16 protein-coding genes are annotated in these 22,137 nt (G+C 46.3%); 12 read left to right on the forward strand and 4 right to left on the reverse strand.

Annotated elements, in window-relative coordinates:
* The first annotated feature begins 675 nt into the window (after nucleotides 1-675).
* The 6 genes from H8K52_RS11020 to dinD all read left to right on the forward strand — a co-directional run bounded on the left by H8K52_RS11020 (nucleotide 676) and on the right by dinD (nucleotide 12,140).
* Nucleotides 676-5,442 (forward strand): NAD-glutamate dehydrogenase, encoded by a 4,767-nt coding sequence (locus H8K52_RS11020; RefSeq protein ID WP_186922960.1) that lies wholly within the window; start codon nucleotides 676-678, stop codon nucleotides 5,440-5,442.
* A gap of 219 nt (nucleotides 5,443-5,661) precedes the next feature.
* A complete protein-coding gene (locus H8K52_RS11025; protein WP_186922961.1) occupies nucleotides 5,662-8,805 on the forward strand; it encodes an SIR2 family protein in 3,144 nt (1,047 codons plus the stop codon).
* A 91-nt stretch (nucleotides 8,806-8,896) separates the two neighbouring features.
* On the forward strand, nucleotides 8,897-9,079 hold the full coding sequence (locus tag H8K52_RS11030) for a hypothetical protein (protein WP_186922962.1): 183 nt from the start codon (nucleotides 8,897-8,899) through the stop codon (nucleotides 9,077-9,079).
* 395 nt (nucleotides 9,080-9,474) lie between these two features.
* The gene (locus H8K52_RS11035; protein WP_186922963.1) at nucleotides 9,475-10,266 is read left to right on the forward strand and encodes a transposase; all 792 of its coding nucleotides are present in this window, start codon (nucleotides 9,475-9,477) and stop codon (nucleotides 10,264-10,266) included.
* A gap of 17 nt (nucleotides 10,267-10,283) precedes the next feature.
* Nucleotides 10,284-11,132: an REP-associated tyrosine transposase gene (locus tag H8K52_RS11040; RefSeq protein WP_186922964.1), complete on the forward strand. Its 849-nt coding sequence runs from the start codon at nucleotides 10,284-10,286 to the stop codon at nucleotides 11,130-11,132.
* A 165-nt stretch (nucleotides 11,133-11,297) separates the two neighbouring features.
* On the forward strand, nucleotides 11,298-12,140 hold the full coding sequence (gene dinD, locus H8K52_RS11045) for a DNA damage-inducible protein D (protein WP_186922965.1): 843 nt from the start codon (nucleotides 11,298-11,300) through the stop codon (nucleotides 12,138-12,140).
* 239 nt (nucleotides 12,141-12,379) lie between these two features.
* Here dinD and H8K52_RS11050 read toward each other — a convergent pair whose 3' ends face one another.
* Both H8K52_RS11050 and H8K52_RS11055 read right to left on the reverse strand, forming a co-directional pair.
* Entirely contained in the window at nucleotides 12,380-12,715 is a 336-nt protein-coding gene (locus H8K52_RS11050; protein WP_222613757.1) for a type II toxin-antitoxin system RelE/ParE family toxin, read from the reverse strand.
* Entirely contained in the window at nucleotides 12,712-12,984 is a 273-nt protein-coding gene (locus tag H8K52_RS11055) for a type II toxin-antitoxin system Phd/YefM family antitoxin (RefSeq protein WP_186922967.1), read from the reverse strand. Before H8K52_RS11055 ends, H8K52_RS11050 begins: the two co-directional genes overlap by 4 nt.
* A 370-nt stretch (nucleotides 12,985-13,354) precedes the next feature.
* Between H8K52_RS11055 and H8K52_RS11060 the strand changes: the two genes are divergently transcribed.
* The 3 genes from H8K52_RS11060 (at nucleotide 13,355) to H8K52_RS11070 (ending at nucleotide 14,183) form a co-directional block, all read left to right on the forward strand.
* Nucleotides 13,355-13,591: a type II toxin-antitoxin system CcdA family antitoxin gene (locus H8K52_RS11060; RefSeq protein ID WP_186922968.1), complete on the forward strand. Its 237-nt coding sequence runs from the start codon at nucleotides 13,355-13,357 to the stop codon at nucleotides 13,589-13,591.
* Nucleotides 13,592-13,909, forward strand: coding sequence for a CcdB family protein (locus tag H8K52_RS11065; RefSeq protein ID WP_186922969.1), 318 nt, complete (start codon nucleotides 13,592-13,594; stop codon nucleotides 13,907-13,909).
* Nucleotides 13,910-14,027: 118 nt separating this feature from the next.
* Nucleotides 14,028-14,183, forward strand: coding sequence for a hypothetical protein (locus H8K52_RS11070; protein ID WP_222613758.1), 156 nt, complete (start codon nucleotides 14,028-14,030; stop codon nucleotides 14,181-14,183).
* Between the two features lie 81 nt (nucleotides 14,184-14,264).
* Here the strand turns inward: H8K52_RS11070 and H8K52_RS11075 are convergent, their stop codons facing one another.
* Nucleotides 14,265-15,281, reverse strand: coding sequence for an alpha/beta fold hydrolase (locus tag H8K52_RS11075; RefSeq protein WP_186922970.1), 1,017 nt, complete (start codon nucleotides 15,279-15,281; stop codon nucleotides 14,265-14,267).
* Nucleotides 15,282-15,816: 535 nt separating this feature from the next.
* Here H8K52_RS11075 and H8K52_RS11080 point away from each other — a divergent pair.
* Nucleotides 15,817-16,956 carry a serine hydrolase domain-containing protein gene (locus H8K52_RS11080; protein WP_246464456.1) on the forward strand — a complete coding sequence of 380 codons (1,140 nt, stop codon included), beginning with the start codon at nucleotides 15,817-15,819 and terminating at the stop codon, nucleotides 16,954-16,956.
* A 496-nt stretch (nucleotides 16,957-17,452) separates the two neighbouring features.
* Here the strand turns inward: H8K52_RS11080 and H8K52_RS11085 are convergent, their stop codons facing one another.
* The gene (locus H8K52_RS11085) at nucleotides 17,453-18,421 is read right to left on the reverse strand and encodes a dihydrodipicolinate synthase family protein (protein ID WP_186922971.1); all 969 of its coding nucleotides are present in this window, start codon (nucleotides 18,419-18,421) and stop codon (nucleotides 17,453-17,455) included.
* Nucleotides 18,422-19,351: 930 nt separating this feature from the next.
* On the opposite strand from H8K52_RS11085, the gene H8K52_RS11090 reads away from it, so the two are divergent.
* Both H8K52_RS11090 and H8K52_RS11095 read left to right on the forward strand, forming a co-directional pair.
* Nucleotides 19,352-20,515 (forward strand): hypothetical protein, encoded by a 1,164-nt coding sequence (locus H8K52_RS11090; RefSeq protein WP_186923064.1) that lies wholly within the window; start codon nucleotides 19,352-19,354, stop codon nucleotides 20,513-20,515.
* 234 nt (nucleotides 20,516-20,749) lie between these two features.
* The gene (locus H8K52_RS11095) at nucleotides 20,750-22,132 is read left to right on the forward strand and encodes a serine hydrolase domain-containing protein (RefSeq protein WP_246464458.1); all 1,383 of its coding nucleotides are present in this window, start codon (nucleotides 20,750-20,752) and stop codon (nucleotides 22,130-22,132) included.
* The last annotated feature ends 5 nt before the right edge of the window (nucleotides 22,133-22,137 follow it).

A 22,137-nucleotide genomic window follows, 5' to 3' on the forward strand; every position in this document is an offset into this window, starting at 1 on the left:
TGGGCAACTATCTACATGTCGGGTTGAAACCCAAGGGTGGGCTCGTCGTCCCATAGCAATTCCAAATAACTTTTACGCGGCAAACAATAGCAACGTAATCATTCAATTTTAACGGATTGGATGAACTGTTAAGATACAAGGTTGGGCTGACAAGCCCAACATATCGCAAATTAGAACAGTAATCGTTGGGCTGCAAAGCCCAACTTCGATCTTTCAGCGGTTGATTGTTGGGCTTCACTTTGTTCAGCGCCAACCTACTGATCCTATTTGATTCGGATACTCGTTTCGGTTGGTTTCACAAATCATTACGGCATAGCATCCAGCTCCAGAACCATCAAAGCACATCCGTGGTGTAGAACCATTTCCCCACCCCATTCCATCAAACCATTTTGATCTAACCCAAACTAAGTTCTTTCCGCATCTGGTCTTACCGCCTGAACAATACAAATAAAGCTACACTAGCGGCACTTTGCCGAGTGGTCTGCTTGCTGTTGGAATTTCCTCGCTGCATTTGTCAATCCATCCCGAATGGAGGATACTTGCAATATGGGAATTTCTAGAGACTTTCCACTAGGTTTGATCGCCAGGTTTTTTACCCAAAAACCATACGCAATCAAACATTAAAACTAAAAACGAATTGGCACTTCTTGAACTTTAAACAAGTAAGGAACAAGCATGACCTCATCCCATTTTGCCGAACTCATGGCATATGCCCAAGAACATTCTGGCTCAGCCAGCAAACGTCAAGGCGGCTTTATCGCTGCTTATTTTGAAAACACCGATCCTGATGAAATCACCACGCGTGGCGCGGCGAATTTGTTTGCCTTGGCGAACGCGCATTGGCGCTTGTTAGATTCGCCTCGTGCGGCGAATAGCCCGAAGATCCGCGTGTTTAATCCTAGTTTGGCCGAAGATGGATTTGTCAGCGAACATACGGTCGTGCAGATCGTGAATGACAATATGCCTTTCCTGGTTGATTCCGTCACGATGGCGATTAACCGCAGTGGTCGTACCGCGCACTGGATCGTCCATCCTTTGATGAGCGTAGCGCGCAATGCCGATGGCAGTATTGCTGAAGTGAGTACCGTGGCGGCTGCTACTGCAGCTGGACGCAATGATCCAGTCGAATCATTGATCTTGGTTGAATGCGATCGCATCGTTAGCGCGGCCGATCAACAAGCTCTGGTCGATGAATTGACCCACATCTTGGCAGACGTGCGTGGTGCCGTGGTTGATTGGCAGCCAATGTTGAGTCGCGTCAAAGAACTCATCACCGCCTCAGAAAAATTCACAGGCACGCACCAAAGTCATGGCGAAGGTATCGCCTTCTTACGCTGGTTAGAAGACCGCCATTTCACTTTCCTCGGTGCGCGTGATTACGAACTCAAACGTAGTGGCAATCAAGTCAGCCTAGTCGCCTTAGCAGATTCTGGCCTCGGCATCTTGCGCGGCAAAGTGCAAACCAACGAAACGCTGTTGCCACCGGAAGTGGTCGCCTTGATCGATTCCGAAGAAACCGTATTGGTCACCAAAGCCATGACGCGCGCCACCGTGCATCGTCCAGCTTGGCTTGATTACATCGCCGTCAAACGCTTTAACGATGCGGGTGAAGTCATCGGTGAATCCCGCTTCCTCGGCCTCTACACTTCTACAGCTTACTCCGCGCCCGTCAGCGAAATCCCACAAGTACGTCAACGCACAGCCGCCGTCATGAGCGCAGCGGGCGTTGTGCCTGAGAGCCATGCAGCAAAAGCCTTGCAATCGATTCTCGATGACTATCCACGTGACGAATTATTCCAAGTCGATACCGCCACTTTGACTGACCACGCGATTGGTATTTTGCGTTTGCAAGAACGTCAGCGTGTACGTTTGTTCTTGCGTCGTGATCCGTTTGGGCGTTTCACTTCTGCGCAAGTATTCGTGCCACGTGATCGCTACAACACCGAGCTGCGCGTCAAAATTAGTAGCGAATTAATGGCGGCATTAGATGGTCATTCCATCGAATTCACACCGATGTTGACCGACAGCCCATTAGCGCGTATCCATTATTTGGTACGTGCCAAAACCGATGCGCCGATGAGCACCAATGTGAACGTCTCCGCACTCGAAGCGCGCATCGCCAAACTCGCCCAGCGTTGGGAAGATGATTGCAGCACAGAGCTCTTGCGTACGCATGGCGAAGGCCGTGGTCTGGATTTGGCAAATCGTTTTGCCAATGCTTTCCCTAGCGCGTATCGCGAAGATTTCACGCCACAAGGCGGTGCCGAAGATGCGGATATCTTGTCGCATCTGTCCAAAGCATCCCCATTGGCGGTTAAGTTGTATCGTCCACTCGATGCAGTCGCTGGCTTGTTGCGCTTTAAGATTTACAACACCTCTAAAGTGGCTTTGTCAGACTCTCTGCCAGTGCTAGAACGCATGGGCGCACGCGTGCTCGACGAGCATCCATATCACGTGGCCGATGGCGAGAGCGAATTGTGGATTCATGATCTGGGTTTGCAATTACCAGTCGCCACCGATTTGACAGCGGTCAAAGCCCGCTTCGAAGAATTATTCTGCCAAGCATGGCGTGGCGAAGTGGAAAGCGATGACTTAAATCGCTTAGTCTTGAACACAGCCCTCGACGCACGCTCCATCGGCGTCTTGCGCGCTTGCTCACGCTACTTCAAACAACTCGGTTTCGCGTACAGCCAAAACTATATCGAAGCCGCATTGAACAAAAACTGTGGCATCACACAATTGATCGCAGAATTATTCGGCGCACGTTTCAAACCAGATTTTGTTGGTGATCGTGACGCAGCACAAAAGCATATCCGCGAACAAATCGAAGCCGCGATGAGCCAAGTCGCCAGCCTCGACGAAGACCGCATCTTGCGCCAATTCATCGCCACCATCTTGGCGACACTGCGTACCAACTTGTGGCAAACCACAGAGACAGGCGCTTTCAAATCCTACATGAGTTTTAAACTCAATCCACGCGAAGTACCAGGCGTGCCAGAACCAAAACCGCTATTCGAAATCTGGGTCTATTCCCCACGTGTCGAAGGCGTACATTTACGCGGCGGTAAAGTGGCTCGCGGTGGTTTGCGCTGGTCGGATCGTCGTGAAGATTTCCGTACCGAGATTCTCGGTTTGGTCAAAGCGCAGCAAGTCAAAAACACCGTCATCGTGCCAGTCGGTTCCAAAGGTGGTTTTGTCCTCAAAAATCCACCAGCGATGAGCGACCGCGAAGCCTATCAAGCGGAAGGCGTAGCGTGCTACAAAATCTTCTTGTCCGGCATGTTGGACGTGACCGATAACATCGTCAAAGGTAATGTCGTACCACCGACCAAAGTCGTGCGCCATGATCCAGATGATCCTTACTTGGTCGTTGCGGCCGACAAAGGCACGGCAACTTTCTCAGATATCGCTAACGGCGTCTCCGCGGATTATGGCTTTTGGCTAGGCGATGCATTTGCCTCTGGTGGCTCGGTCGGTTACGACCATAAAAAAATGGGCATCACCGCACGCGGTGCATGGGAATCGGTCAAACGTCATTTCCGCTCATTCGGTCACAACACGCAGACCACACCATTCACGGTCGCGGGTATCGGCGATATGTCTGGCGACGTGTTTGGTAACGGCATGCTGTTGTCCGAACAAATTAAATTGCTAGTCGCATTCGATCATCGCCATATTTTTATCGACCCAAATCCAGATGTCGCTAAGTCATTCGCCGAACGTCAGCGCATGTTCAATCTGCCGCGCTCCAGCTGGGAAGATTACGACAAGAGCCTGATCTCCAAAGGCGGTGGCGTCTATCCACGTGGTGCCAAGTCAATTAGCCTGACACCAGAAGCACGCGCCGTCTTAGGCATAGAGACCGAAGAACTCACGCCAGTCGAATTGCTCAAAGCAATCTTGCAAGCGCCAGTCGATTTGCTCTATAACGGCGGTATCGGTACCTACGTCAAAGCGACCTACGAAACCCACGCCCAAGTCGGCGACAAATCCAGCGATGCTTTCCGCGTCAACGGTAACGAGCTGCGCTGCAAAGTCTTGGCAGAGGGCGGTAACCTCGGTTGCACCCAAAACGGTCGTATCGAATTCGCGCAAAAAGGTGGCCGCATTTACACCGACGCGATTGATAACTCCGCTGGTGTCGATTGCTCCGATCACGAAGTCAATATCAAAATCTTGGTCGGCGCGATCACCGAAGCAGGCGATCTCACGCTCAAACAACGCAATGACCTGTTAGCCTCGATGACCGATGAAGTCGGCCACTTAGTCTTAACCGACAACTACTACCAAGGCCAGGCACTCGACATCGCTTGCCACCGTCCTTTGTATGTACTCGATGGTCAACAACGCCTGATGCAAACTTTAGAGCGCCAAGGCCGCTTGAATCGTGCGATTGAATTCCTCCCATCCGATGAAGAAATCGCCCGTCGCCGCGCGCACAAACAAGGCCTCACCGCACCAGAAAACGCCGTCGTTTTGGCCTACGCCAAGATGGCAGTGTTTGATGAATTGGTCGCCTCTAATTTGCCAGACGACCCATTCTTCAGCCGTGCTTTAAAAGCCTACTTCCCACAAGTTTTGTCTGAGAAGTTTGCCGATGCCATCGCCAATCATCAATTGAAACGTGAAATCATCGCGACCTTTATCACCAACACCGTGGTCAATCGCACTGGCGCGACTTTTGTGAATTTCATCGCCTCAGAAGCCGCCGCTTCCGCCGCCGATGTGATCCGCGCCTTCACGCTGGCACGCGAGATTTTTGATCTGGAAGCATTGTGGGATCAAATCGATGCGCTCGATTACAAAGTCGATTCTAAATTGCAGTTAGACCTGCTCAGCAAATTGACAGCCATCGCACAACGCGCCTCACGCTGGATGCTACGCGCCCGCACTGCGAACGCCGACTTGCCAACACTGATCCAACGCTACCAACCAGGCGCACGTGAACTACGCGCCAACGTAGCGACTTGGTTACCAGCCGCAGCCTACGCCAGCTTACAAGAAGCCAGCGCAGCCTTGGTCAAAGCCGGCGTCGAAGCAGGCCTAGCTGAAAACTTAGCCGCGCTGGAATTCATCTTCCCAGCATTGGACTTAGTCGATCTGGCACAAAGCACAGGCAGTGATTTAGAAAAAGCCGCTCGCACTTATTTTGGCGTCGATGCCGAATTAGGATTAACCGGATGGCGCGATCAAATCAACCGCCTGCCAACCGACACGCTATGGCAAACACAAGCCCGCGGCAGCGCCCGCGACGACGTGTATTCCATCGCCAGCCAAGTCACCAAATCACTGCTATCACGCCAAGAAGACATCGCAACATGGCGCGAACAACACACAGCAGCGATCGTGAAGTTGAATCAATTGTTGGCGACGATTACAACGCAGGGTGCGGATTTGGCGCCGGTGTCTGTGGCTTTGCGGGAGTTGCGTAGTTTGGCTTGAGGTTGTTGAGTCCTGAAGGGCGAGCACGGATTGTGTGTTCGCCCTTTTTGTTTTTGTGAATTGGTAAAGATTCACAGTGTGAAATATGTGTGATGATGTTGTATTTCAAGAATTGCTTCCATTTTTTCCGATGTATTGAAATTTCTCAATCAGCATTCAGTCTCGTTTCAATACATAACAACTAATAATTTCAAGCTTCATCTCAATTCAGGAGCACAAATGTCGAACGATTTTCCGTCACCAATAATAAAAGCGATTGAATCTGGGAATGCAATACTGTTTTTAGGAGCAGGAGCATCTTACGATGCAATCTTGGGCGGGAGCGCTACACGAATTACTGCAGATATAGTGCGAAATAGGCTTTCTGATGAATTTCTCGACGGTTCACACAAGAGCAAGTCTTTAATGACCGTCGCTGATTATGCCCGAAGTGAGGCATCCCTAGAAAAAGTTCAGATTTTTATAAGGAAAATATTTATAGATTTAGGACCAGCACCATTTCATCTCAAAATACCTACCTTTCGTTGGAGGGCAATAGTTTCGACAAACTACGATTTGGTTGTTGAACGTGCGTACGAAAACTCTCCGGAGCGTCTTCAGAACCTTGTCGCAGTGACTAAAGATGGAGATGAGCTAGAAAAGGCATTGGCTGGACAAAATACAGTGCCATACTTAAAGCTGCATGGCTGTATAAATAATTTCAATGATAAAGACGTCCCAATAGTCCTTGATTCCAACGAATACGCAAAATTTACCAAAGGACGTGGAAATCTAGTAAGGACATTTAAAGAGTGGGCTACTCAATCTCCTATCATCTTCTGTGGTTACAGCTTGGGTGATGAAAACATTAAAGAAATTCTCTTTGATATAGGTGATTCAAGTCAAAGTAGAGACTCATATTTGTATGTAGATATTTCATTCGATGAAATTCAAAAGAGATTTTGGCAAGGTAGGAGGATTACGCCGTTTCAGGCAGATTTTAAGGGTTTCTTAGATGCCCTAGATACAAAAATCCCTGAAACGAATCGAAAATTGGCATCTCTTTTTTCTAGATCTGACTTGACTATCAGCAAATGGATTCCATCGCACGATAATCCATCGCTAGAGCTTCTTGAATATTTAACTAACGAGTTAACGCACGTAACACCAGATTCTAAAAATGGAAGTGCAATCAACCCTAAAAACTTTTATTGCGGCCTAGACGTCTCATTCAATCCCATATATGAGGGACTAGACATAACACGAAATGCGACAACCGAAGTTCTTAATCACGCTGTATTGGATAGTCTGAATAGTACTGAGTCAAAACTTTTTGTCATCAAAGGTTATGCTGGTTGTGGAAAATCAGTGTTGGCAAAGCGAGTGGCAATTGAAACATCACAATTACTTGATTCACCCCTTACGGTTTGGTTAAATGAGGGGGCAGTAATTCGACCAAGCCTAGTATTCGAACTACAGAAATTGGTGCAAAGTCGAATCTATTTCTTCATTGATGATGTTGTTGAGCATCAAGAGTCGTTGGTAAGATTTGTAGAAATGGCGTTTCAACAGAAGCTCCTAATTACAATTATTGTTTGCGCGCGAACAAATGAATTGAATATTTATGGACAAGAATTGCAGAGAAGGATCTCTCGCGAGTTCGAAATTCATGATCTTGAGAAAAACGAAGTTAATAGCCTCTTAGATAAACTATCACAAAGTAAAATACTTGGCCCACTGGAACAGTATTCCGAATCGGAAAGAAAAATATTTATTGAAAAATTCTACGATCAACAATTGTTAGTGGCGCTCCATGAAATAACCTTTGGAGATAGTTTTGAAGATATTTTAATTAGTGAATTCGAGAAAATCCAACCGCGCGAAGCCCAGCAACTTTATTTAGACATTTGCTCTTTACATCAATCCGGTGTTGGGGTTCGTGCTGGTTTGTTGTCTAGAATAAGCGGCCTACCAATTTCAACATTAAACGAATATTTACACGGACCGCTAGCAAGAGTTATTCGGGCGAATTTTGATAGGCACTATCGAGATCTGGTCTATAAAAGTAGGCATAATGAGATTGCAAAAATGGTATTTTCGCTTGCCATAGCAGATCCTGAGGCGAGAACATTTCAGTTGATAAGAATTTTGTCTAAGATTGATTTAGATTACTCTAGCGATAGAAAATCATATTTTGAACTCGTGAAGGGGCGGCGGTTAGCAGATCTTTTCGAGAGAAAACAATTTGCAATAGCAGTTTTTGATGCAGCTGAGGAGGCAAACCCATCTCCCTCGTACCTTTGGCATCAACGCGCGATTTTGGAATTATTTCATCGCGAGGGGAGTACTGAATTAGCATCTGAATATTTGCGAAAAGCCGAGATTGAGAATAAGGGAACTGGATTCAGTGATGCGGGTATCCAACATACAAAAGCAAACTTGTTAAGGAAAAAAGCACTTGCGTCACAGTCTAGTGTGGAGCGTGAACGTTATAGAGCGGATGCTAGAAGTATTTTAAAGCCTCAATTACAAAGAAAAAATTCGCATCCAGAGCATTTACTTGGGCAGGTATTATTGGATGAACTAAAGGACTATTTCAGTCAAGATTTTAGTAAGGAGACTGAGGATCGTCGCGAAATAAGAGAACAAGCAATTATTCGAATCACGAACGAGCTATCACAACTAATTGAAAATTATTTGAAATTAAATACCGGTGACGGCCCGATGACCATATTGAGGTCAGAGTTTTTAAAAGCAATGGGGAAGCAACCGCAAGCGCTTGATGTCTTAAATAGATTTCACGATCGAAATCCTGAAAACACTTCGATCACTAGAGTATTAGGAGAGGCGCTATCTTCAGCTGACAAAATTGATGAAGGAATTGCAGTCCTCAAGAGTGCGGTACTCGTATCTCCCAATGATAAACAAGCTTGCCTATCTTTAGCTAAATTACTCATAAAGAAAAATGAGTTTGAAACACCAGATTCAATTTTGTCGCATCTCCGACGAAGCTTCTCCGATGGCGATAGTCATTATGAAGCAAGGTTAATTTATGCGCGATGTAATTTATTGTATGGCGATGTCTCTAAAGGAAAGGATGAGTTCCAAAGTTTACGTCAAACATATTTGCAAAATAAAGATAGAGTTGGCTATGAAGTACGTTTACCTGACGGAGCGCTACGACGTTATCTTGGCACAGTTCAAAGCAAGCAAGCTGGATACGGATTTATTTATTCAAGCGAATTAAGATTTCATATTTTTTTCACACCCAAATCACTTAGTAAAACCGATTGGTCAGTAGTCGCAAGTGGCGCAATCATTGAATTTAGTCTAGGATTTTCGTATAAGGGACCAGTCGCTATTGACGTAAGAATTAAAGATTGACCAATTTTGGTCAGCTTTGACGTTGAGCAATTCATGATATTACTTAAACTTATTTATTTTTAACTGCTATTTAATTTTTTGGAGATTGATTATGGCTAGGTATGGAGTTGAGGCAGTCGCTTATGATAAAGATGGTCGGAGATTAAATGGAAATACTCATTCAATTGATGCGAGTAGTGCCGCCGAGGCTGAACGAATTGCCGCGAGCCGACAGAAATTTCAAGTTGGAACCGTAAAGGTCGAAACACGAATTATCCACAAATCCGATAAATAGATAAAAAGAGAAGCACTAAAGCAGAGGGGCACCCATTAGCCCCCGGTAGTCAAGAAATCGAATGAAGCAAGGGGTCAAGTCTTGACACAACACATTAATGATTTGATCGAAGTGCATGAATTTGGCGTAAGGTGAATCGTAGAAGTATAGACTCGATCTTTGAACGAGCTCCTTCTATTTTGTATGATTCTGAAGTGACTCAAATTGCGATGGAGATTTAGTGACGTTTCATGTCAAGACTCGATCTCTGAATGAGATTTTAGCTGGCATTTAAGTCAAATATTTGGAGATCGGATCAGTTCTTCAACCGAAATTCCTACACTGCGATATCGAAAGTAAAAATGAACATTGGGGTCAGGTCTTGACATGACACATTTTTGAACTAGACTACCCCCATGTCAAGACCATTACGCTTATCATTCCCCGGTGCGATTTACCATATAACGTCGCGTGGTAACGCGCGGGCGGCTATTTATCTTGATGATGAAGACAAGCAGCGGTTTCTCGCTTTGCTGGCAGGTTGTATAGAAAAATTTAATTGGATTTGTCACGCTTACTGTTTGATGGACAATCACTACCATCTGTTGATCGAAACCCCTGATGCGAATTTGCAAGCGGGGATGCGACAACTTAATGGCGTATATACCCAGCAGTTAAATCGTGTTCACGGCAGAGTAGGGCATGTCTTTCAAGGGCGCTATAAGGCAATTTTGGTTGATAAGGAGAGCTATTTATTGGAGCTCTGTCGTTATATTGTGCTCAACCCCGTGCGTGCAAATATGGTCGGGCAGGCTGAACAATATGTTTGGTCTAGTTACGCCGTGACAGCGCACGCGAACCAAACCTCTTCGTGGCTCAATGTGGATTGGATACTGAGCCAATTTTCCAGTAGAAAATCTATAGCAAGGGCGCGCTATCGCCAGTTTGTTTTGGAGGGAGTTGGACAAGCCTCACCTTGGGATAAATTAAAAGGACAGGTACTCATGGGGAGCGAGGGATTTGTAGAGTTGCTGCGACCATATATACAAGACGCTGAGAAATTAGTTGAAGTCCCGCGTGCGCAACGCCTATTAGATCGCCCTGCATTGGCTGTTTTATTTGCAAACAAAGTTGAGCTTATAAAAGCGCGGGGTCAGGCCTTACATTTGACATCACTCTTTCGGCATCCTAGACTCTACCGCAATTAAATCGACAGGAGATTGAAATGGTGAGACCACTACGCATAGAGTATGCAGGTGCTTTGTACCACGTCACAGCCCGCGGGAATGCACGAGCGAATATTTATGCCAATGACGATGATAGACAGCGGTTTTTGTCGCTGTTGAAAATTGTGGTGGATCGCTATGATTGGTATTGCCACGCTTACTGTCTGATGGACAATCACTACCACCTGTTGATTGAAACAAACCGAGCAAGTTTGTCTGACGGTATGAAATTGCTCAATGGTTCTTATACCCAGTATGTCAATCGGCAGTATCAACGCGTCGGCCATGTTTTTCAGGGGCGATTTAAAGCGATTTTGGTGCAGAAAGAATCCTACCTGCTTGAATTGGCGCGCTACATCGCCTTAAATCCGGTACGTGCTGGCATGGTGCGCAGTGCCAAAGACTGGCCGTGGAGTAGCTATCGTGCTACTGCCGGATTGGCAGAAGGCGCGGCATGTCTGACGACCGATTGGGTTCTGGGTGGATTTGCCAAGACCAAGAATATCTCACAGCAGCGCTATCGTGAATTTGTACAGCAGGGCAAAGGACAGCCTTCTCCTTGGCAGAGCCTGAAGAACCAAATCTATCTCGGCGACGACGATTTTGTACTTACTATGCAATGCAAGCTCGATCCAGAACAATCACTCAAAGACATCCCCAAAAAACAAAAACAAGCCCCCATCAAACCATTGGACTATTTTATGAATTTGGAAAACCCGCGAAATGAAAATATGGCACTGGCATACTTAAGTGGGCACTACACACTTGAGCAAGTAGGTAGCCATTTTGGGGTAAGTTACGCGACGGTTAGTCGGGCTGTGAAACAGAAAGAACGTGGTGTTGATTGATTGCTGAATGTCGAATGTCAAATGTAAGGCTTGACCCTCTCCGCCGCGCGCCTTGGCTACATTTTAGCGGCGTTAAAACCAAATAATTTATTTACGCTTGATCAAGCATCTGTCGGATGATGTAATATACTTTTGCTATCGCACATCACGTACTTTAAATAATTTATGAAAACCGAAATTATTCACTCACTCACGACCAATTTTGAAGCGCATGCGCAGCGCACCGCTCAAGGCGTGGAATTTTGGTTGGCACGGGATATTCAGCATCTGTTGGGCTATGCCAAGTGGGAAAATTTCCTCAATGTGCTCAATAAAGCAAAGACAGCTTGCGAGGTCTCAGGGCATGTCATAGAAAACCATTTTCCTGACGTCAGGAAAATGGTCGACTTAGGCTCAGGAAGTCAGCGTGAAGTCGATGATTTGATGTTGACTCGCTACGCTTGCTATTTGATTGCGCAAAATGGTGATCCGCGCAAGTCAGAAATAGCCTTCGCGCAAACCTACTTTGCCGTGCAAACACGAAAAGCCGAATTGATTGAGCAACGCTTGTTAGAAGCCGAACGTGTGACAGCGCGCAAAAAGTTAACCGAGACAGAAAAAGAATTATCGGCAGTGATCTACGAGCAAACCGGTGGCAATCAAGATTTTGCTTTAATTCGAAGCAAAGGTGACCATGCACTTTTTGGCAAAACGACGCAAGCCATGAAAGCACAATGGCAAGTGCCAGACAATCGACCATTAGCAGACTTTGCGCCCACCATCATTCTGAAAGCAAAAGATTTCGCGGCGGAGATTACTATCTTCAATGCTAGACAGCATCAGATGGATAGTGAAGCAGTGATTTCTAAAGAACATGTCACTAACAACCAAGCGGTACGCGATACCTTACTACAACGCGGTATTCGCCCTGAAAGTTTGCCACCAAGCGAAGACGTGAAAAAAGTCGAACGTCGTTTGAGTGCAGCAGATAAAAAAGCTCTGAAGAAACCGGATGCTTTGGATTCGTGATTGCGGTTTTTTTGTGGGGAGCATGTGGTCAAGCCTTACATTTGACATGAGCTTGAGGTCAGTTCCAACATTCAAGCATGACCAACTACCATGCATGAAAGTTAGAACTGATAATCATCTAGCCGCCTCCACTCAACCGTGTCTGCCGTTGGAGTAATTTGAGCCGTGCAACGACATGTTAACCAGACAAACAATAGGCGATTTGCAGCCGAAATTTCGCCACGAACAAGCGCTCTGCATTATCTTTTAAAAATTCTTCGTTGAAGAAAAGCATCGTAGTCTTGCCGTTCTGTGCAGATCAGATAGACATATATATGTTTGCGACTCTGTTCAACTTCATAGACCACTTTATTTTTTTCCATGACGACAATTTGTCGCCACTGTGTCATTCCTAGTGCGGCTAGTTGGGGTATTGTTGTTCCCAGTAGTGGGTTTGTTTCTAGCATTAAAATGCTGTCTCGAATACCGACATAAATTTGATCTGCCAATGGTTTTGAGAATTGGTTTTTAATGTAGGTATGGATGTTCCATAAGTCTTCTTCCGCATCGTCCAACATGTACACGGTGTAACTCACTTGAGTATTTCCTTGTCCATTTTTGCGAAGACTTTGCGAGCAGGTTTAAATTGCCCTTCTTCAATTTGCTTTCGACCGAGCGCTAATATTTTCAGCAAGGCCATCGTATTTTTAGTGTCCTCATAGCTTTTGATATCTTGTATGACACAGGTCGCTTCGCCATTTTGGGTAATGATGAGTGGTTCGTGCGTCTCAGTCATCTCAGCAATTGCCTTAGCCGCGTTATCTTTGAAATAGCTGATAGGTTTGACTTGTTCTGAAAGGCGCATAGAAAACTTCCTTAAATAGGTTATTGGAAGTCAGTTTAAAGTCTTAATTTAGACGTGTCAACGCGCAGGGATTAGCTGAGGCAGCTGAAGCTCAGGCCTTACTTTTGACATTTCTCTTTCGTCATCCGATAGCAGCAAATAAATCAACGAGAAAGCGAAATGGCGAGGATCTGTAGCGATTTTCAACCCTATAGCAGGCTGCTGTGGAACGCGATGCCTACGGTTTGGTGGACAATCAACACCATCTATTAATTGAAATTAATCGTGCCAGTTTGTCTGAATCGCTTTTTATTGATTTTTAGTGTGTATAGATTTGTGTATAATCGATGTGCATCGCATTTGTTATAAGTTCGCTACTGAGGAGTTAAAAATGAAACAAACAAATTCGCCAAGAAAGGCGACAAATATCAGTTTGCCGATGGATGTCTACCTCAGCGCGAAAGAATTGGGGATTAACATTTCACAGGTTTGTGTGCAGAGTCTGCGTGAAACAATTCGCGCTGAAAAAGAGCGTGAGTGGAACGAGAAAAATGCTGCCTTTATCAAAATCTATAACCAAAAAGTAGAAGAGGATGGCGTGGCATTGGCAGAGTGGCGGGGGTTTTGAATGGCACGCTTCGATGTTTATGCGAATTTAGGAAAGAGTAAAAAGACGGCGCCTTATTTAGTCGACGTACAAAGTAATGTGATTAGTGGATTGGCGACACGTATCGTTATCCCCTTACGCAATTTGAATGCATATAAGAACGTTGAAGCCCCTGGAGATCTGTTCCCTCTCATCGCAGTCAACGGCAAAAAATATTTGCTAGACACGCCTCAGTTAGCGGCAATTCCAATGATCGAGTTAACAGAAAAAATTGGTTCAGCTGCTGCATTTCAACCAGCTATTCTTGATGCACTCGATCGCGTTTTTGGTGCATATTGAAAGACTAAGATTTGAGAGATTGGAGGCAGAGAACCAGAGATTGGGGTTAGGCCTTACATTTGACATCACTCTTTCGCCATCCTAGATTTCACCGCAACGAAATCGACGGGAGAGTGAAATGGCGAGACCATTACGCATAGAGTATGCAGGTGCTTTGTACCACGTCACCGCCCGCGGTAATGCACGAGCGAATATTTATGCCAATGACGATGATAGACAGCGGTTTTTATCGCTGGCTATCATCCCGGTGGATCGCTATGAATACGAAGATTGAAGGAGTAATGTTGTAAATGGACTCACTGACTTCGCGTGTCGTGAACGGCGAGATGATTATCAGGCCTCACATTTGCTATGGCTATTTTTCGCGCACTTTTGAGATCACAGACCGCACCGCATCAATGACAACCGCAGGCTGATCAAATTGGATATAGTGACTCGTATTTTGTACCAGCTGATGCTGACTCTGTGATGACCACTTCGCTTGATCTGCCTGCATCCTCGACCAATTTTCTCTCAATGCTTTTTCGAACTTGGATTCTTGTTTAGGTACCGGCCGCACCATTGTCAAGACCACTATTGGGCGGTCGCCAAGATGCCGAAACGTTCCCGCCTCATTCAGTGTTTGCTCAAACGCATCGCCTTCCTTCAGAACGGAACTAATTGTAGTCGACGAGTAAGCTTTCACGGCCTGATCATCGGACTCAGGCCGATTTTCCTCTTTTTCTTCCATCGCTGCATCGAGCCGAACGATGCCGGTCCAATTTAATGCAGCCGCCGATTTATATAGAAAAGCCGACCAGTTCCACTCTGAGTTCCGATTCGATGGTGCCGAATTCGACTCTAAAGCTTCCAGTGCTTTACCGCGCGATATCTGATCAGGGTGAGAAGTATCAACAAATACCAATCCCGCTACATCCGCACCGAAGTATTTCGTGTAGATCATATTGTAAGGGCCGCCAAGGGAGTGCCCTACCAGGACTAAAGGGCCTTTTTCGTTGGCATTTTTCAAGGCAGCATGCAAGTCCTCCGCAATCGATTTTGCAAGCTGCGGAGCCTCATTGGGGTCACTCCACATGATGCCAGCACGACTATAGGCACAAGCCCGAGTTGTCTTCGCAATTTCGTCATGAACTGCCGACCAGCTTAGTGATCCCGCCATATCCAGTCCCGATTGAAATACGACAGTGGGGCTGCCCGAACCTCGGCAATCCAATTGAATATGACGACCACCAATATCGACTAATTTGCCAGGTGGTGGAAAGTTCTGTGCAGCATTTCGTCTACCCAAGTTCTCATAGATGACGCCGACGATGAGAAGAACGAGGAAAAGTCCAAGAATGCCCAAACCAATATTGACGAATATTTTTTTCATATTATCTCCACTTAAATGTTTTGTTATGCGGCATCCCGAAGGGGAACCGCGTAGCGGTGTCCGCTACCAATGCTCTTTGCACGGGGCGTCTACAGCTGCTTATAAATTAGTTATGGAGATTCTAGAAGTTATCAGAATGAGAAGCAATCTGATTTATTCTTAAAGTCAAAAAAATAATAACAAGTCCCCATCAAGCCATTGGACTATTTTATGAATTTGGAAAGAACGCGAAATGAAAATATGGCACTGACATACATAAGTGGACACTACAAACTTGCGCAAGTAGGTACTCATTTTGGTGTAAATTACGCGACGGTTAGCCGGGCTGTGAAACAGAAAGGACGTGGTGTTGATTTATTGTTGAATGTCAAATGTAAGGCTTGACCCTATTCCGTGTTTCACCAATTCACAAGACTTCCAATCTAAAAAGCCACTAAATTGAACTATGCGCTAAGTTCAGAATGCTACCCGCGCCTTTGTAGTGCGATAAACTATGCCGCCAGTTATACCAATAATCTAAAGACGGGGATTCAGCATGCTTGCTTATACCAAAGCCATTCAATTCCGGTGGTGTTCGATTTCCTTGGCTGTGCAGTTTGTCGTGTGTTTGTGCATCGCGACCGGCATGCCGGCAATGGCCCAGGCGCCCAGCGCGGAGCAGTTACAAGCTGCAGTGAAATCAGACCCCAGACCAATCGCCTTGTTCGTGACAGGCAAGAACATGGCACAGCCGCTTGCATTGGTGGGCCAAGGCAGATCTTCGACTGGCTCGACATTGGATGTTGATACACCAGTGCGGATTGCTAGCAACACCAAGACCTTTGTCGCTGCGACCGTGTTAAAGCTATGGGAAGACAAACGCATTGATCTCGATGCCGCGATTGGCCCTCTGCTTACGCCAGCAATTGATAAGCTCCTGCAAAGCGGCGGCTATGACACGGCGCGTATCACGGTCAGGCAGCTCTTGAGTCATAGCGCCGGCATGTACGATCATGCTGCTGATGAACGTTATTTGGCGCTGGTGCTATCGCAGCCCGAACGGCGTTGGACGCGCGAAGACCAGGTAAGGCTAGCGGTCTTGTGGGGGCATCCGCTATCTTCACCGGGGACGGCGTTTCATTATTCTGATACGGGTTATATCTTGATCGGCGATATCATCGAACGAATCACTGGTCAGTCGCTGGGCAAGGCAGTGCGCACGCAATTGCAACTCGACCGCTACAATTTGCGCTCGACATGGTGGGAGATCATGGAAGAGCCACCGAGCACCGCAGCGCCTCGCGCACGCCAATTTGTCGACGAATTTGAGGCCAGCAAGTTAGATGCAAGTGTGGACTTATATGGCGGTGGCGGGCTCGTCATGTCCACACGCGACCTCGCCAATCTGACAGCCGTACTCTTTGAAGGCAAATTGTTCAAACAAGCTGAAACACTAAGAGAGATGCTTTGGCGCGGTCCGCACAAGGGCGCAGAAAACTACCGACTGGGCATGTTCGTTAAGAACATCAAGGGCCAGGATTATTATCAGCACGGCGGGTTTTGGGGCACTGTCGTCTATTACGCACCAGCAACCGGGATTGCTGTTGCTGGTGCATCTGATAATCAAGACGCTCTCCGCAGACTGATCGCGATTGTTGAACAAGCAGTTGGTATTGAGGCGTCACCTGATTTGTGATTGGGCATGTGAGTGAAGCAAGGGGGCGGGCCATACACTTGACATCACTCAGAATTTCAAAAATGGAGGGCGAAAAAATGACAAATCAAGGAAGTAGTGATTTGGAAAACACAGCATCAATCAATTCGAAGAAATCTGCATGGTGTCCCGTAAGGCCTTACCCCGAAGTGTTCGTGATTCGGCAGTGACTCAAATTGCGAGTTAAATTTGGTGATATTGTATGTCAAGACTTGACCCCATTTGGATTCTTCCCATGATTTTTGTTACGCTCACTTTTTGAATATTTTAGGACTTACGCAAAACAGACGTTTGTGGCGTTGCAGTCCCTTGCAGGGCGCGATAGCACAGGCATGTGCTATCTGTTTCGTGGGCAAGCAGCTTGCTGCTTGAATTCCCCACTACACCTTCGCCGTACAAGTGGTCTCACCCCGGATTCAAGCATTCGAGGGCAAGTTCTAGCTAGCGCAATTTTGCGTAAGTTTTCTATTTGAATGAATCAGTCTGCCAAATCTAAAAGTTCCAGTCTTTCTTTTGCAAGAAGATATCTCGCACGGACATCGTCAATTTGCTGTTGAGTTAGTTTCTTACCATAGGTACGAAGCCCACCTTCGATATCATTATGATGAATTCCCATCGCAAACTTTAGATATTCCATCAGCAAAGGCTGAGCATCAAGATAGGATATGGAATTGAGAGCCCGAGAAATTTTGTTTGCCTCAGCCCATTCCCCTTTTAAAACATGCTCTTGCATCGTGATACTTGCTTTTGGGAAGATAGTCCCTACACCTGTAATCCCACCGCATGCTCCAGCAAGTCCGGCATGCACAGTGACGGAGTCAACACCTGCCAAAATTTTTAAGTCTTCGTTCTCTAACATCAGTGTCTCAATAGTCGAAACATCGAGAGTCGATATTTTAAGAGCAGCTACTTCAGGTAGCGCAGACAGTCTTCTAAGTAGATCTGTTGACAGGGCATGATATCCGGCTGCATCAGGATTGTTGTAAGGCATGATTGTTACCCCTACTTTTTTTGCAGTGGCTGCAGCAAGCGCATAGTAGGCATACATTTCTTCATCAGAAGGAGCTGCCTTGGTTTTTGGCGGCATGACCATGACGGTATCAACCCCAACCGTTGCGAGTCCTTCAATGATTTTCGCGAGCTCTTCCTTCGTTTCTGCTGCGGCGCCACTGATCAATGGAACATCGGCGTCTTTAGCAACATCAGAAAGGGATTTAAGTAAAGCGAGACGCTGTTCGGGGCTCAGATAACTATTTTCACCCAGAGTACCAGAAGCGACCAGTCCCCCCATTCTGCTTCCGCCCTTACCCTGCGCTTTTAAAACAGATACGGCTTGCTTTTTGGTCTCATCAAAGTCAATTTCAAGGGCACCGGATTCTGACTCTTTCAGCCATGTAAACACGGCAGGCATCACCGTATATCGCCAATCTTTACTATTTGTTTCCATCATATTTCCTATTATCTAAAGACTTTATTTTATAAATCGCACCAAAATAATCATGATAGTTAAACCGCCTTCGGCAAAACTGGAGGCTTATTGGCTTACACCATCAAAGGGCTTAAGTTAACACTCAAAGCCTACTCGACACCAAACTTCAGTTGATCCCTGAGCGCAAAACCTCTCTCCATTGATTTGTGCCGCCTAGCTCTGAAGTTTTTGCTATCGCGATCGCACTTTGATCTTTTGTATCAGAACAAGCGCAGAACAACCAGAACAACAGGCACCCATTCATCATATTTCCTTTCACCAAGAAGGATAGGAAATTAAACCAACACAATCAGCATGTTTTAAGTATACCGTTAATATATTAACGCATCTAGCCGAAATATCCTACTCTAATATCCGATCGTAAGTGCAAGTTCAAGTCAATAAAAAATTTGTGCTCCAAGGGCGCGGTTTGCCTTCACCACTGCTGGCAACCAAACATCAACGCTTTTAGGCGACAACGCCTTTATCAAACAACATCAAGCAACGCTCAAAGAAGGGGATTTGCGTGAGCTATCCATAGCGCGTAAATGCATCCTTGTATTGAGTTTGATGGAATAGGCTGAACAAGCCGACAATCGCCATGCCGCAATGGTCGCAGCCTACCAATCAGGTGCCTACATGATGGTAGAAATCGCAAGGTATTTGATGCGCATTACATGACGCAGAGCAGAGCGGTGCGGGCGGCGGAAGGGGATTTTGATGGATGTGTTGATGTTCGAACTGACCCCTTTGTCTCTTTACCTTATAAATTGGTGCCACTTTTCCAACATTAAAAAATTTAGTATTTAAAAGGCAACACGAAATAGTCGGTTTCTCGTAAGATGACGAGCCTGTCGATTTTGGGACATCTCGATGAGGGTCAGGCATCTACTTTGAGGGAACGATTAAATGAGCAGTTGTATTTTGAAATTATCCGCTGTTGTCTTGTCGGCGGCGGCTTTGGTGTCCGGTTGCGGGGGTGGCGGTGGTGGCGGTAGTACGGTGAGCACGGTGACGGTCAGCGCCCCAAGCAGCATGCCTGTAATTGCCAGTACTAAATTGGTGGACGATTATTACGACGATATTGAATTTTCTGGAATGATCAGCGGCAATCTCGATAGCCTGAACGGGAAGAGTGTATTCGTGTTGGTAGAAGATCCAGCCAACCTGTTCCAAGCCGAGGGATATTTGATCATCCAGCGTCTCGCAAGCGGCTCGACTTATACCCTCAAATTGAAAGGAAAGCAGTTGAAAGCGGTCGGTCACTTCACTGGCAATGTACGCGTCAGGGCTTGCCTAGATGCGGCGTGTACTCAACCGATCGCCGGCACCCCGCTGCTATTACCGTACAACGTGAAGGTGGAGGCCGGGCTGACAGTGAGTCGGAATGAAATCAATATGACCGTGCCATTTGGCACGGTACCAGCGCCAGAAATGGTTGATATTGGCTATTCGAGCTTTGGCAAGGGCTGGGTCGCAAACATTTCGAGCCCCTATAGAGGCATCGTGGAGGAGCACACGTTAAGCATCGGTAATACAACGTACCATTATCCCTACCCGACCATTGGCGTGCTGCCCGCCAAGGGAACCATCTTGCAGGACAAGCAGATGCAGATCCAGATCCATCCGACCAAGCCGGGCAACTATTTCCATAATGTGAAAGTGTCTGCTGGAGCAACGCTCCCGAACCGTCGGGAATTAATTTATGAGCAGACTGTGACTGTGCGATATAACGTCACACCAAATCCTGCGATCAACTCACTGTTCTATCCGGCAGCCTTAGACTTTACGCTGAAACAGCAATCGACGATTATGCACTACGACTACCAACTGGTTACCAACATAGGCGTTGCCAGTCAATTTGTTGGCATCGAGTATCTGAGTGCTGCCGGCACCGCCGGTCCTGTCAACAGTTGGTGGAATGAGTTTCCTGACCAGTTTGCCCATACCTGTTCAGTCACCTGTCTGACGCCGGGCGTCTACACGGCTCAAGTGCGCTATCGCCTGGTCACACAGAAGGGGACCATCGGCGACGTACTTTTTCCGATCCGGATGACGGTCACAGGCGATTGACGTGAGAGCGGGGCCAAGCGTGATAGCGGGGTCAAGTCTTGACAAGACACATGAATGATTTGGTCTAAGTGATTGGGTTAGGTTTAAGCTGAGTTGTAGAAGAGCAGGCATGAACCTGATGCCTGCTCTCTTCGATATTATCGCCACGAGCTAAATGTAAGACACGAGCACGGTTTAATCCATGGGACACTCACCTTGATAATTCACCTCCACCTTTTTTAAGAAAGTCGTTTTATGCGAAACATTTATTCAATATTGGCAGGTATGAGCTTGAACATAGCAATGGCAGCTGGGGTTCACGCTGATCAATTGGATGACAAAATTCAAGCCGAAATGAAACGGCAAAAAATTCCAGGGGTGAGTTTAGTCGTAGTGAAAGATGGAAAAATCGTCCGTGAGAAAGGCTATGGTTTAGCGAATGTGGAGCACCAAGTTGGCGTTAAACCTGAAACGATATTTCAATCGGGTTCGGTCGGTAAGCAATTTACCGCCGCCTTGATTCTATTGTTGGAACAAGATGGCAAACTTTCTTTGAAAGATCCCGTCTCCAAATATCTTTCTAATACCCCGGAAGCGTGGAAGAACATTACGATCGAACATCTCTTGACGCATACATCAGGCTTAGGTGATCCCTACCAAACAATCGATTTCCGTAAAGATTATAGTGATCAAGAATTGATCGACTTAGAAGCCACCATTCCTATGCTATTTCAACCGGGCGAACGTTGGTCGTATAGCAATATGGGCTACCATTTACTTGGTTTTATCTGCAATAAGGCGGGTGGGAAATTTTATGGTGATCAATTACGCGAACGCATTTTTCAACCTTTAGGCATGAGTACCCGCATCATCAATGAACGCGACATGATCATGCATCGCGCTGCTGGGTATGATTTGGTAAAAGGGGAATGGAAAAATCAAGAATGGGTCTCGCCAAAATTAAACACGACAGCTGATGGTAGCTTGTATTTAACGGCACGTGATTTAGCCAAATGGGATATTGCGCTCATGGGAAATTCACCTCTAAACGAAGCACAAAAACGCGCCAGTTGGACGCCCGTAAAACTCAATGATGGTAAGACGCATCCCTATGGATACGGTTGGGAGATTGTGCAGGTGAATGGGCACAAAAAAATAGCGCATGGCGGCGCATGGCAGGGTTTCACCACGTCGATTGATCGTTACGTCGACGATAAACTGAGCGTCATCGTATTGACCAATCGCTCTGGCAGTAGTCCTCAAAAAATTGCCAACATCGTTGCCGCTGATTATGTGCCGGTCTTAAAAGTAGAACGGCCAAGAGCGATAACGGACCCAGAACCGGTTCTGACAAAACATCTGCAAACGATAGTTCAACATATTAGCGACGGCAGCATACAAGCTGCAGTTTTTGATGAAAAAATGGCGGCATTCTTATTTCCAGATCTCATCAAAGAAGCAGGAGTAAAATTAAAAGCCTCAGGTAGTTTAGATCGACTCGAATTATTAAGCAGAGAAGTCGATGGCGAAATGAAACGCCTACGCTATCGCCTTGTTTTCAAAAAAGAGTCGTACATTATGAATTTCAGAATCAATGCTGAAGGAAAAATCGCTGGAGCAGGATATCACTTAGAGTAGATCGA

The sequence above is a fragment of the Affinundibacterium seohonense genome (assembly GCF_014284305.1).
Classification (GTDB): domain Bacteria; phylum Pseudomonadota; class Gammaproteobacteria; order Burkholderiales; family Burkholderiaceae_D; genus Undibacterium; species Undibacterium seohonense.